Source organism: Microbacterium sp. (assembly GCF_052099035.1).
Lineage (GTDB): Bacteria > Actinomycetota > Actinomycetes > Actinomycetales > Microbacteriaceae > Microbacterium.
Genome location: NZ_JBQDSX010000019.1, coordinates 1 through 13,365 on the forward strand (window position 1 = coordinate 1; position 13,365 = coordinate 13,365).

The 13,365-nt window shown below is 67.6% G+C and carries 10 protein-coding genes; 4 read left to right on the forward strand and 6 right to left on the reverse strand.

Annotated elements, in window-relative coordinates; translation table 11 throughout:
* Nucleotides 1-118: 118 nt before the first annotated feature.
* The gene (locus tag ACTIAO_RS08055) at nt 119-577 is read left to right on the forward strand and encodes a glutaminase (protein WP_441905769.1); all 459 of its coding nucleotides are present in this window, start codon (nt 119-121) and stop codon (nt 575-577) included.
* Nucleotides 578-652: 75 nt separating this feature from the next.
* On the opposite strand, the gene ACTIAO_RS08060 is transcribed toward ACTIAO_RS08055, so the two are convergent.
* Complete coding sequence (locus ACTIAO_RS08060) at nt 653-1,516, reverse strand: glutamine amidotransferase-related protein (protein WP_441905770.1); 864 nt, start codon at nt 1,514-1,516, stop codon at nt 653-655.
* A gap of 116 nt (nt 1,517-1,632) precedes the next feature.
* Here ACTIAO_RS08060 and ACTIAO_RS08065 point away from each other — a divergent pair, with 116 nt between their 5' ends.
* On the forward strand, nt 1,633-4,206 hold the full coding sequence (locus ACTIAO_RS08065) for an ATP-dependent Clp protease ATP-binding subunit (protein WP_441905771.1): 2,574 nt from the start codon (nt 1,633-1,635) through the stop codon (nt 4,204-4,206).
* Between the two features lie 117 nt (nt 4,207-4,323).
* Here ACTIAO_RS08065 and ACTIAO_RS08070 read toward each other — a convergent pair whose 3' ends face one another.
* From ACTIAO_RS08070 to ACTIAO_RS08085, 4 genes are all read right to left on the reverse strand, one after another.
* Nucleotides 4,324-5,043 (reverse strand): LysR substrate-binding domain-containing protein, encoded by a 720-nt coding sequence (locus tag ACTIAO_RS08070; RefSeq protein WP_441905772.1) that lies wholly within the window; start codon nt 5,041-5,043, stop codon nt 4,324-4,326.
* Between the two features lie 40 nt (nt 5,044-5,083).
* The gene (locus tag ACTIAO_RS08075; protein ID WP_441905773.1) at nt 5,084-5,491 is read right to left on the reverse strand and encodes a transferase; all 408 of its coding nucleotides are present in this window, start codon (nt 5,489-5,491) and stop codon (nt 5,084-5,086) included.
* A gap of 100 nt (nt 5,492-5,591) precedes the next feature.
* Nucleotides 5,592-6,365, reverse strand: coding sequence for a DNA-formamidopyrimidine glycosylase family protein (locus ACTIAO_RS08080; RefSeq protein ID WP_441905774.1), 774 nt, complete (start codon nt 6,363-6,365; stop codon nt 5,592-5,594).
* Nucleotides 6,358-7,140: an EI24 domain-containing protein gene (locus ACTIAO_RS08085; protein ID WP_441905775.1), complete on the reverse strand. Its 783-nt coding sequence runs from the start codon at nt 7,138-7,140 to the stop codon at nt 6,358-6,360. Before ACTIAO_RS08085 ends, ACTIAO_RS08080 begins: the two co-directional genes overlap by 8 nt.
* 80 nt (nt 7,141-7,220) lie before the next feature.
* Here ACTIAO_RS08085 and ACTIAO_RS08090 point away from each other — a divergent pair, with 80 nt between their 5' ends.
* On the forward strand, nt 7,221-7,934 hold the full coding sequence (locus tag ACTIAO_RS08090) for a hypothetical protein (RefSeq protein ID WP_441905776.1): 714 nt from the start codon (nt 7,221-7,223) through the stop codon (nt 7,932-7,934).
* A 12-nt stretch (nt 7,935-7,946) separates the two neighbouring features.
* On the forward strand, nt 7,947-8,399 hold the full coding sequence (locus ACTIAO_RS08095; protein ID WP_441905777.1) for a helix-turn-helix domain-containing protein: 453 nt from the start codon (nt 7,947-7,949) through the stop codon (nt 8,397-8,399).
* 139 nt (nt 8,400-8,538) lie between these two features.
* Here ACTIAO_RS08095 and ACTIAO_RS08100 read toward each other — a convergent pair whose 3' ends face one another.
* Complete coding sequence (locus tag ACTIAO_RS08100) at nt 8,539-13,329, reverse strand: Lhr family ATP-dependent helicase (RefSeq protein ID WP_441905778.1); 4,791 nt, start codon at nt 13,327-13,329, stop codon at nt 8,539-8,541.
* Nucleotides 13,330-13,365: the final 36 nt, after the last annotated feature.

Sequence of the window (13,365 nt, forward strand, 5' to 3'; positions counted from 1 at the left end):
TCATCGCAGGCGATGAGCAGGCGTGCGGTATCGGTCTGAGACATGGATGCTCCTTGCAGGGGTGTGCATCGATTCTGCCCCGTTCATCGTGGGGCTGGCGAATCGGTAGCCTGATCGGATGAAATCGACTGCCGAAGTGCTGGCCGCGGCACGGAGTGCGCTCGCCGGCATCCCGAAGGAAGGGCTCGGCGAGGAGCGCTCCTCGCGCTGGCGCGGCGCGCGCATCGTGCTCGTCGGGGCGGCCTGGCATATCGGAGTACTGCTGATCGCCGACGATCGCGTGTTCGCCACCGGCGAGGTGCTGCGTGCGGTGGATCCGGGGCGACGCGGGTACGCGGCGGAGTCGGCACGCGAGCGCGCGGCCAGGCGCCAGATGGCGCTGAAGGGCGGCTTCTCCGAGGGCGAGGTCGTGCACGTCGGCTGGTCGGTCATCGACGTGGATGCTGTGGATGCCGGCGGCTCGTCCGGCCCGCTCTTGCTGCAGGGCCGCGTGCCGATGGTGCGGTGGTCGGGCTCGTCGTATCGCCCGTTGGATGCCTACGTGCAGGAGCAGATCGAGCTGTTGTTGGGGTGTTAGGAAGGCTTCGACTCGTCGCTGCGCTCCTCGCTCACCCCGTTTCGGCTCGCTTCGCTCGCTCAACGCCCCGCGGCTTCAGCGGGTCGTTGAGCGGAGGAGCGGAGCACCGGAGTCGAAACGGGGTGAGCGAGCGGAGCGAGTCGAAGCCGACAGGCCCTCCGCGAAACCGGGTGAGCGACGCTTCGACTCGCTGGCGCTCGCCCAGTGCGGGTCTTCGCGAGTCGAAGCCGACAGGCCCTCCGCGAAGCGGCGCAGAAGCGAAGTACCCGTAGGAGAGGAAGCGAGCACCCGCTGCGCCGTCAGGTCGTACTCGCGCGGGTCGAAGTATCCGGTGGTCCGGTAGTAGGCCATCCGGTCGACGAAGTCCTGCGGGGTGACCTCGGGGTGGAACTGCGTCGCGTACAACCGGTCGCCCACGCGATAGGCCTGCACCGGGCAGTCGTCGTTCGTGGCGAGCAGCACGGCTCCGGGGGGAGGTTCGATCGCTCCCTCCTTGTGCGCGGTGAGCACGGACAACTCTGGCGCGCTCGCCGCGAAGATCGGATCGGACGCCCCCGCAGAGGTGATGCGGATGCTCGTCGCGCGAGTGGACTCAGGTGTCGCTGTGCCGACGGTGCCGCCCAGCATCCGTGTGACGACACCGATGCCGTAGCAGGTGAACATCGCGCGGAGCGGGCCGGCGATGACATCCTGGGCGACCTTCTCGAGGTCTTCTTCGACCCGCCGCTGCAGAGCGCTGCGTTCGTAGACGACGACGTTGAAGGGTGATCCGCCGATCACGATGCCGTCGTAGCGTTCTGTGATCGAGCCGTCGAGTGGCTGCTCGAGCAGATTCCACCGGTCGAGCGCGGGTACGCCGAGTGCACGCCGAAACGATCGGCGCTCGGCATCCGCCGCGCCCTGCTCCGGCCTCACGCAGACGTACAGAATCGAGGCCACCTCACGATTCTATTCGCGGTGACGGGAATATCCTCCTGCGTGACACGTTGAACCTGAGTGCAGTACACTCAACTTCAAACCTGAGTGTATGACGCTCAACTTTTCAGGAGGACACAGTGGCTAACGATTTCAACGGGCCCGACGACTACAGCGACTCCGGCGCGGGGTCATTCGACGACTTCCTCGCTCGATACTTCGCGGGCGAACGTTCCCGGCAGACACAATCCATCGATCTGAGCCGGTTCCTCACCGCGCGCACCCAGAACATCCTGCGGCGCGCGGGACGATTTGCGCTCGAGCGCGGCCAGACCGAGCTCGATGCGCTGCACGTGCTGCGACTGATCGTCGAGGACGACACGGTCGCGCAGGCGATCGCACGCATCGACGTGACTCCGAAGGAGATCATCGATGCGGTTGACGCGCGGCTTCCGCTGGCGGGCGACACCGCCGAGACGGATGCTGCCACGATCACTCCGAGTGCGAGCCGCGCGCTCTTCCACGCCTACCAGGTGGCGCGTTCCTCCGGCTCGACGTACATCGATCCGGAGCACCTCTTCTTCGCGCTCGTGCTCGGCCAGGATGTGCCCGCGGGCCAAGTTCTCGCCCGTGCGGGCGTCACCGCTGAGGCGCTCACCCAGGGCGTGCGCGAACATGTTTCCGCCCCGGTCGGCGGTTCGGATGCAGAGGCGGACGCCGCGGCATCCGATTCTCCGATGCTGGAGAAGTACGGCATCGATCTCACCGCGCGTGCGCGCGCGGGTGAACTCGACCCGGTGATCGGTCGGGCCGATGAGATCGAGCAGACGATCGAGATCCTCAGCCGCCGTACCAAGAACAACCCGGTGCTGATCGGCGAGGCAGGGGTCGGCAAGACCGCGATCGTCGATGGCATCGCGCAGGCGATCATCGATGGCACGGTCCCGGCGCAGCTCGAAGGTCGACGCATCATTTCACTCGATCTGCCGGGCATGCTCGCCGGTGCTCGCTACCGCGGCGACTTCGAAGAGCGTCTCACCAAGACGATGGACGAGATCGCAGCGCGCAAGGACGAGGTGATCGTCTTCATCGACGAGGTGCACACCGTTGTTGGCGCAGGCGGTGCCGGCGACGGCGGGATGGATGCCGGAAATATCCTCAAGCCGCGGCTGGCGCGTGGCGACCTGCACATGGTCGGTGCGACGACGCTGAACGAGTACCGCAAGATCGAGAAGGACCCGGCGCTGGAGCGTCGCTTCCAGCCGGTCAAGGTCGATGAGCCGTCCCCCGAGGATGCCGTGCTGATCTTGGAAGGGCTCAAGGACGCATACCAGCAGCACCACCAGGTGATCTACACGGATGCCGCGCTGAGCGCCGCCGTGACGATGAGCGCCCGGTACCTGCCGGACCGCGTCCTGCCGGACAAGGCGATCGACCTGATCGATCAGGCCGGCGCGCGGCTGCGGCTGAAGCTCGGTCTTCCCGTCGACACCTCGGCTCTGGTGGCAGAGCTCGCCGATCTCGAAGTGCGCAAGAACACCGCCGTGTCAGCCGAGAATTACGAAGAGGCCTCGCATCTGCGCGACGAGATCACGCAGATCCAGGGGCGGATCGATGCTGCAGCTGCTGGAGTTTCGGAGACCGCTGATGCGGTTGTCGATGAGCGCGAGATCGCCGAGGTGATCGCGCGTGCGACCGGCATCCCCGCCAGCCGTCTGACAGAGGGGGAGCGCGAGCGTCTCGCCGACCTCGAGACCGAACTGCACGCCCGGGTGATCGGGCAGGACGACGCTGTGACGGCTGTTTCGCGCGCCGTTCGGCGCAGCCGCACCGGCATGGGTGACGCCCGTCGCCCCGTCGGATCGTTCCTGTTCCTCGGGCCCACGGGTGTCGGCAAGACCGAGCTCGCCAAGGCCCTGGCCGATCGGCTGTTCCCTTCGACAGGCTCAGGGCAGGCGGCCGGGGGCTCCGTGATCCGCTTCGACATGAGCGAGTTCGGCGAGCGGCACACGGTGTCGCGGCTCGTCGGTGCCCCTCCGGGATACGTCGGCTACGACGAGGCCGGCCAGCTCACCGAGCGCGTACGGCGCAACCCGTACTCGATCGTGCTGTTCGACGAGATCGAGAAGGCGCACCCCGACGTGTTCAACCTGCTGCTGCAGGTGCTCGACGACGGCCGCCTCACCGACGGCCAGGGCCGCACGGTCGACTTCCGCAACACGGTGATCGTGATGACCTCGAACATCGGGTCGGAGTTTCTCGCTTCGCGTTCGGGCGCGCTCGGGTTCGTCTCGAGCTCGGATGCTTCGGCCAACGGCTTCGCCTCGCAGGAAGACCTGCGGGCGAGGGTCATGGGCAAGCTCCGTGAAGCGATGCGACCGGAATTCCTCAACCGCATCGACGAGATCGTGCTGTTCCAGAAGCTGTCGCGCTCGGAGTTGGCCGAGATCGTTCGGCTGATGCTGCAGGCGACCTCGGCGCGGCTTGCCGAGCGGTCGGCGACGGTCGAGGTGACGGATGCCGCGATCGAATGGCTCGGCGAGCACGGTTACGAGCCCGAGTACGGTGCCCGTCCACTGCGCCGACTGATCCAGCGCGAGGTCGATGACCGGATCGCTGATCTGCTCGTGTCCGGTGAGCTCACCGACGGCGGTGCCGTGCGGGTGGATGCCGGCCCCGACGGCCTCACCGTCGAGGTGCCCGTGCTGGTGTGATGCTCCCCCGATCGCTCAACGACGCGCGGATAGGTGTGCGGGGCGTTGAGCGAGCGGAGCGAGACGAAACGGGGTGAGCGACCGCAGCGAGTCGAAGCCGTCCTCCGCGACCGACTCCTACCGCGAAGACCTCGCCGTGCGCCCGCGCACGATTCCGACGAACGTCTCGACGTCTTCGCTGGTGCGCTCGCGCGGCCACGCGAGCGCCACTGTCGACGTCGGGCCCGCGAGCAGCGGCCGATAGTCGGCGTCCTTGCGCTGATGGAGCCGGGCGAGCGACATCGGCACGACGACGATGCCCACGCCCGTTGCGGCCGTAGCGATCGCGTCCGCCGTCGTGGCAAGAGGGCGGAAGCTCGGCGCGGTCGTCGGCAGATCGAGCGGGCCGAGCACGTCATCGAGCGGAGTGATCAGCACTTCCCCGGCCAGGTCGTCGGCGGTGAGTTGATCGACGGCCATGAGATGCGACTCGGCGGATGCTACGACGACAGGGACCTCGTCGTAGAGCGAGATCACGTGCAGGCTGTCATCGACCAGCGGTAGGCGGATGAGCGCAGCATCCAACTCGTCGATCGCGGTGCGCTGTGACGACTTCTCGATCGGGATGAGCTCGAGCGTGACATGCGGCATCCGCTGCTTCCAGGTGTCGATCCACCTGCCCGGCGTCGCCCCCGGAACCGCACCGAGGCGGAAGATTCGTGGCTCGGGCGCAGGTCTCCTGCGCTCCGGCTCTTGCTTCTGGGCCTTTTTCGCGGAGGGTTTCGGCGCCGAACGCTTCGTCGAGCGGGCGGGCCCGCCCATGGACGCGCGGCGCCGCGACCCGCCGGAATTTGCCATGGGTTCAGGCTACCCGCGTCGCGGGAGCCCGATGGTCCGTTCAGGCCGCGAGCCAGAGACCTTTTCGGTCGGTGGCGATGCGCAACCCGGCAGGAACGGTCTCGTCGTCGCCGATGCGCGCGCCGCGAGCGATAAGTGCTCCGGCGCCAACGTCCGTGCGGACCCCGATGTGGGCTCCGTCTCCGACGGCAGCACCCTGCCCGATGTGAGCGTGGGCGTCGATGTATGCGTTCTCGCCGATCACGGCATCCGGTTCGACCCAGGCGCCGCGGATCACACGAGCACCAGCGCCGACGCGAGCGCCGGGTTCGACATAGGCGCCGACCTCGACAACAGCCCGCGGATGCACCTTCGCGCCGTGCGCGACAAGGCCACGGCCATTGACGTGCTTGCGGTAGCGAAGCGTCGCGCCTTCGTCGTTCTCGATGTCGATGTAGTTCTTACCCAAGATTCCTCCCAGTCCGGAACTTCCCGGATATATCAACAACCATGGAACGGGCCGATTCATTCCCGAACGGGGATATCGGGTCCCTGAGCTTGTCGAAGGGTCAGCGCTGGCAGGCCGGACACCAGAAGGTGACCCGCTCGCGGGTGGGATCAGCGCCCAGCTCGCCGCGCCGGATAAGCGTGCCGCAGCGTCGGCAGGGGCGGTTCGCGCGGCCGTACACCCACGTCGTCTGCCCGGGCCGGTTGACGCCGGTGAAGGTGCGATCGACACGGTCGCGGTTCGCGCGGATCGTGCGAGCACCGAGACTGACCAGGGCGGCGGTGTCGACGTCGGCAGCGGGCGTTGTGGGCAGGATTCCGCGCAGGAACAGGAGCTCGGCGGCGTACTCGTTGCCGAAGCCCGCGATGTTGCGCTGGTCGAGGAGTGCGACGTGGATACTGCGCTGGTCGGCGCTCACGCGCCGGGAGGCTTCGGCAGCATCCCAGTCGTCTCGGAGCGGATCCGGACCCAGATGTCTGACCAGCTGCTCCTCATCGCGCGTGGTGACGACCTTCACTTCGGCGATATCAACGCCAACGGCATCCCGGGTCGCGGTTCCGACGACCGCACGGACTTTGAATGCGGGATGCCGCCACTTCTCGCCCGGGCGGTACAGGAACCACGCGCCATCCATGCGCAGATGCGAATGCAGGGTGTGATCGCCGATGCGCATGAGGATGTGCTTGCCGCGCGGCACGACGCCGTGCACTGTCTGACTGGTCAGATCGACCGTCGCTGCGCCAGGAACGCGCAGGTCGAATCGGGTGACCGCTTGCCCGCGCAGCGCCTCGTCGAGGCGGCGTGCAGTGCGAAAGACGGTGTCGCCCTCAGGCATGAGGTGGTTCCGGTGGCGGGGGCGCGGATGGTTGCGGCGATGGAGTGTTCGCACGCCGCAGCAGGTCGTGCGCAAGCAGCGTCGAACCGGCGACCGCCGCGGGCATCGTGACGATTGCGCCGAATGGCACGAGGAAGCACAGTTGCGTCGCGACGCCGAAGCCGATGACGCGGGCGCGCCCGGCGCGCAGCATCCCGGATCGGGAGATACCGGTGAGTCCGCGCGCATCGAACGCTCGCCCGGTGAGCTCGCGGGCGAGTAGCCGGCCATTCAGGAGGATTCCGATGATGGATGCTGTGATCCCGCCGACGACGGGCAGGAAGCCGATCAGGAGCGTGAGCAGCGCGATCAGGATGCCGAGGACGACGAGCCGAAGGCCTTCTCCGACGGTTGTCCAGAAGGGGGTATTTCCGGTGGGCTCTTCGCCGAGCGAGCGCTCGACTCCGCGCCAGATGCGCTGGTAGAACGGGTCGCCGATGGTCAGCGTGAGCGCGGTGAAGACGGCGGCCGACAGCGCGAGCGCGGCGACGACGATCACGGCACCGAGACCGAAGCGGACCAATCCTCGCCACGGTTCGGTCCAGCCGTCTGCGAACGGGGTCATCCCGTCGATGATCGGGCCGAGGCTGATCAGGAGGGGCACGAAAACGGCCAGCAGGAGCGCCCAGGCGATGAACGCGGGGATGAGCCCGAGCGACATGAGGCGCGTGTGCGTGCGCCAGTATCCGAAGCCGCGTCCCAGGAATCGGACGCCGGCGAAAAACTCCCTGATCACGAGGGCAAGACTACGGCAGACGCTCGGACTGCCTCGTCGACCACCTGTCCATGCTGTATCAGAAGTGATACAGTTGGTGCATGTCAGATGTGGGGCGAACCGAGCATGAGGTGCTGAGGGTGGGTCTCTCGGCCAGGATGGAGGAGGTCCTCGAGTCGGCGGCACGGTTGCAGCAACTGGTGCCGGACGCCGTGCTTGTCGGGGGATCCGCTGCTGCTCTCTATGCTCACCATCGGATGTCGACGGACGATGACCATGTTCTTGCAGATCTTCGTGATCGCTTCGATCTTGTTCTTGACGCGCTGGAACGTGATGGCGACTTCGTGCTGAATCGTGCCGTGCCCGGCAAGATCATCCTCGGAGAGCTCGGCGGAATTGAAGCGGGCGTGCGTCAGCTGATTCGCCGACGCCCGCTCGAGATGCAGCACGTTACCTTGCCATCGGGGGCTTCAGTGACGGTGCCCACGCTGGACGAGATCGCTCGCATCAAGGGATATCTCATCGTCAAGCGCAACCAGATGCGTGACTACCTCGATGTTGCGGCGCTCTCCGGACGATTCGGGTCTGACATGATCGGTCATGCGCTCGCGACAGTCGATGACTACTACACCGATGAAAGTCATGCGGAAGATCGGCCGGTGCAGGCGCAGCTTGCCCGGCAGCTGGCGGATCCGATGCCGAAGGACCGCACCAGGATCCGCGACCTGCCCACGTATAAAGGCCTCGAACCGCGTTGGCAGCGCTGGGACGACGTCATCGCGGAGTGCCGGCGGCTGGCTGTGCGGATGATCTGAGAGGAGAAGCGGATGCCACTGCGATTTCGGAATATCGATGCCACTCCCGACGACCCAGTCGACCGGTGGGGATTCGAGGGCATGCTCGCGGCCATCGACCGCGGGTACGCACGAGACTGGCGGAAGCTGGTGGATGCTGTCGCCGCAGATCCTGCGCTGCGGGATGAGTTTGACGAGGCCCGCGATGCGGCCGAGTCGCATGCGACGGTCATGCTGCTGGATGCGATGCTCGACCGAGCAACGCGCTCGTCGTCAGAGATCGCTCTCGATCGACTCCGTAGCGCGTTCCGCGGCACAAGGATGTCGCAGGGCGAGCTCGCCGCGCAATTGGGAACGTCACGCACCCGACTGAACTCTTACCTGTCCGGCAAGGTCACGCCGTCGATGGACGTGCTGGTCGCGGTCGAACGGCTCTCAGAGCGCTACCGAGAGCCGGCGCGTGCTCAGCATCTTGTACTGATGTGAGCGGTCAGATCGGCTTGCCCCGGTGATCCCGCTTCACCGTGGTCCTCCACATGGGCGATCTCGGATGCGACCTCGCCGAGCTCTTCCGTGAGGCGCGCGAGGATGCGTAACGGGGTGTCGCCCCGCCCTCGTCTGCCGCTCAGATCGCCTTGCGGAGGGTGAAGCCGCGGGGAGTGGGGACGAATCCCGCCTCCTGCAGAGCGACGGCGAACGGGGTTCCGTAGATCGCCTCGCCGTTGATCTTCTCCACGGTCAGCGTCTCGAGCCGGCGCGCGCGTGAGGTGGCCGCGAGGTCGGATGCTGCGGACCGCAGCGCCTCGGGATCGTCATCGAACGCCAGCACGGTACGACCGCCGCGCTCGAGGTAGAGCACGAGCGCACCGTCGACGAGCACCACGAGGCCACCTGCTTTGCGACCCGGACGGTGCGAGACTCCCTCGCGCCGTGGCCAGGCCAGTGCGGCGCCGTAGGGGTTCGCCGGATCCGTTGCCGCGAGCGTGATCGCACGCCGAGGTGCGGGGTCGGGAAGATTCGCGAACGTGCGCAGGCGATCGACCGTGGTGGATGCCGCGAACTGGGCCGCTCCCAGCTTCTCGATGACGTACCCGCGACGGCAGTGCCCGGCCTGCTCGAATCCGGCGAGGATGCGGTACGCCTGGGCGAATCCACCAGGAGTTCCTTCGGACTGCACTGCGCCACGGGTGACGACGCCGTAACGGTCGAGGAGAAGCCCTGCTGAGACGGTCGCACGGCGGGAGGCGGTCGTCGACGACGCTTCGACAGGCTCAACGGTCGGCCCGTGGGCCAGCAATGACCAGCGTCCGCCGGTGGCGACTGTCGGCCGCGGTGCCGGGGTGCCCGTGAATGAGACCCCACGGAACGTCCGCGTGCGCGGCGCGCGCCGCGCGGACTTATGCGCTTGTGAGCCACCGGCGAGCAGAGTCCGCACGGGGGCGAACGTGTCGTTGGTCACCCGCCCCGACCAGGTGAGGTTCCAGAGGGCCTCCAGCACGGACTGCTCGTTCTCGGCCCCGGACATCTCCTTGAGCTGCGCAGCGAAATATGCCCCGCCCTGCTGCAGTGCGTCGACCAGTCCGCGCTCGAGCGAGTCATCGGCGATCTCCGCGTCGATATCGGGGAGGGTGAACGGCGCAAGGTCGGCGGGATGCAGCGACACCCATCCGTCGCGTCCGGGGAGGGTGCCGTGACCCGCCCACACGACTTCGCCGCTGGAGGTGAGTTCATCGAGCAGCGCGGGGGAGTAGTCGCGCACTCGCGATGGCAGCACCAGCGACTCCCAGGCGCTGGCGGGGATCGGCATGCCGGCAAGCTGTTCGATCACGGCCAGGACCCCGTCGACGCCTTCGAGGGGACGGATGAGATGCTGCCAGTCCGGCAGGAACCGTGCGTATGCCTCGGGCGCGACGGGCTCGACGCTGCCGCGGATCGCCGCGAGCGAGCGCATCCGCAGCCGGCGCAGCACCTCCGTGTCGCACCACTCGTTCTCGGTGGCGCTCCCGGCGGCATCCGGCAGGAAGAATCCGCTCGTCACCCGTCCGGATTGTTCGAGTCGCTGCAGCGTGTGCCGCGCGACGGCTGTTCCGATCCCGAAGCGGGTGGCGACGGCATCCGTCGTGAACGGCCCGTGCGTGCGCGCATGACGCGAGACGAGATCGCCGAGCGGATCGGCGACCGGTTCGAGGAACGCGACCGGGATGCCGGTTGGGAGAGCTGCGCCGAGCGCGTCGCGGAGGCGCCCGGCATCTTCGATCGCCGCGACGCGAGAGGTGCCGGCGATAGTGACGGGGATCGCGCGACGTGCGGCGATGAGGGCGGCGAGGTGGGTGGAGGAGGCTTCGACTCGCTCCGCTCGCTCAGCCCGTTTCGTCTCGCTTCGCTCGCTCAACGGCCCGCGGGGGTCGGCCTCAGGCGGGTCGTTGAGCGGAGGCCGGAGGCCGGAGTCGAAACGGGGTGAGCGAGCGTCAGCGAGTCGAAGCCTCGCTTCTGCCTCACCGTCCTCCGGCTCCAGGCGGGCGGCGACCTCGGCGGCATCGAGAGGCCCGAGGGTGCGCAGGAGATCGGCGACCCCCTCGAGCCCGCGGGCATGACGTTCGGGGTCGAGCCGCTGCGCCTCGCGCTCGAACTGCGCGATGACATCCGGATCGAGCAGTTCGCGCATCTCGACCGTGCCGAGCAGTTCGCCCAACAGTGCCGGATCTACCGATAGCGCGGCGGCGCGCCGCTCGGCCAGCGGCGAATCGCCCTCGTACATGAACGCACCGACGTATCCGAACAGCAGATCGCGCGCGTACGGCGACGGCTGGGCAGGTTCGGTCTCCACCAGCCGCACGCGGCGCTCGGCGATCGCCGTGGTGAGCCGGCGCAGCGACGGGAGGTCGTAAACGTCCTGCAGTACCTCGCGCAGCGTCTCGAGAATCACCGGGAAGGTCGGATGCCGCCGTGCCACCTCGAGCAGCTGCGCTGAGCGCTGCCGCTGCTGCCAGAGCGGGGTGCGCTTGTTCGGGTTCATCCGCGGCATGAGCAGCGCCCGGGCGGCGCACTCGCGGAACCGGGACGCGAACAGGGCAGACCCACCGACTTCTTCCGTGACAATGTGATCCATCTCGTCGGCGTCGAAGACGAACAGATCTGCGCCAGGAGGTTCGGTGTCGGCATCCGGAATGCGCACGATGATGCCGTCGTCGCTCGCCACGGCCGAGCCGTCGACGCCGAGGCGCTCCCGAATTCGCGCGTTGATCGCCAGCGCCCACGGGGCGTGCACCTTCATGCCGTATGGGGAATGCAAGATGACTCGCCAGTCGCCGACCTCGTCACGTCCGCGCTCGACCGTGAGGTTGCGGTCGGTAGGCAGAGTGCCCGTGGCTTCGCGCTGCTCTTTCAGATGCGCCATCAGGTTCGCTCGCGCCTGCTCGTCGAGGCCCGCTTCGATCAGCCTCTGCGCTGCCTTCTCGGGAGGTGCGGCATCCACTTCGCGGGAGAACGCACCGAGCGCTTCGCCGAGTTCGAACGGGCGCCCGATCCCGTCGCCGTGCCAGAACGGCACCTTGCCCGGCTGCCCGTACGCGGGGATCACGTTCACGCGATCGTGGGTGATCTCGGCGATCCGCCAGCTCGTCGTGCCGAGGGTGAAGACATCGCCGACGCGCGACTCGTAAACCATCTCCTCATCGAGCTCGCCGACACGACGCCCTGCTCCCTCACCCGCGACGAAGACTCCGAAGAGTCCCCGGTCGGGGATCGTCCCGCCGCTGGTCACCGCGATCCGCTGTGCGCCGGGGCGACCGGTGAGAGTGCCGGCATCCCGATCCCAGATCAGACGAGGACGTAGCTCGGCGAACTCGTCCGACGGGAAACGACCGGCGAGCAGGTCGAGTGTTGCTTCGAACGCCGAGCGCGGCAAGGACTGGAACGGCGCAGAACGGCGAACCGTCTCGAACCACTCCTCGACGCCGATCGACTCCAGCGCGCACGCCGCAACGGTCTGCTGCGCGAGGATATCGAGCGGATTGCGCGGCACGGCGATCGCCTCGATCTTGCCTGCCAGCATCCGCTCGGTGACGATCGCGGTGTGCAGCACGTCGCCGCGGTGTTTGGGGAACAATGCCGCGCGACTGATCTCGCCGACCTGGTGGCCGGCGCGTCCGACGCGTTGCAGACCGGATGCCGCGGACGGGGGAGCCTCAACCTGGATGACGAGATCGACCGCTCCCATGTCGATGCCGAGTTCGAGGCTGCTGGTGGCGACCACGCAGCGCAGGATGCCGGACTTGAGCTCTTCTTCAACGAGGGCGCGCTGCTCCTTCGACACCGAGCCGTGGTGTGCCTTGGCGAGCACGGCATCCGCCCCTGCGGTGGAACCGGCCTGCGCCATCATCGCGGCCGGTGGAGCCGAAGAATCGGGCACCGGCAGACCAAGACGCTCCGAGTAGATCTCGTTCAGCCGCCCCGTGAGCCGCTCGGCGAGACGCCGCGAGTTCGAGAAGACGATCGTCGAGTTGTTCTGCAGGATGCGATCGACGATCGCCTCTTCGACGTGCGGCCAGACGGAGCCGGTGACCTCGGCGGTCACTGAGCCTGTCGAAGTGTCAGCATCCACGTCATCTGTCGAAGGGGCGGGAACTCCCGGCGGTGGCGGCGGATTAGTCATGTCATCCATCGGGACGACGACACTCAGTTCGAACGTCTTGGATGCTTTCGGGGCGACGATCTCGACCGGTGCCGATCCGCCGAGGAACCGGGCGACCTCATCGATGGGACGCACGGTCGCTGACAGTCCGATGCGCTGAGCCGCGGCATCCGCCCCCGCCGTGCGGCGCAGAGCGTCCAACCGTTCCAGGCTCACCGCGAGATGCGCGCCGCGCTTGGTCGCGGCCACCGCATGCACCTCATCGATGATCACGGTGTGCACGTCGCGCAGCGTCTGGCCGGCACGACTGGTCAGCATCAGATACAGCGACTCCGGGGTGGTGATCAGGATGTCGGGCGGATTCGCGACGAGCTTGCGACGATCGCTCGAAGTCGTGTCCCCCGAGCGCACGCCCACCGTCACGCCCGGGGCCGCGATTCCGAGCCGGCGTGCCGACTGCCCGATGCCCGCCAGCGGAGAGCGCAGGTTGCGCTCGACGTCGACTCCGAGCGCCTTCAACGGGGAGATGTAGAGGATGCGGGTGCCCGCGGACGCCTCGACAGGCTCAGCGGCCGAAAGCGCGGCCTTCTCGCGGAAAACGCTGTCGATCGCCCAGAGGAACGCCGACAGAGTTTTGCCGGACCCGGTCGGGGCGACCACCAGAGCGTGCTTGCCCGCCGAGATCGCCTCCCATGCACCCGCCTGCGCGTTCGTGGGCGCGGCGAACGCCCCGCGGAACCAGTCCTGGGTTGCGGGGGTGAAGCGATCGAGCACATCCGGCACCACTCCATCATGCGGCAGGCCGCCGACATCGGGCCG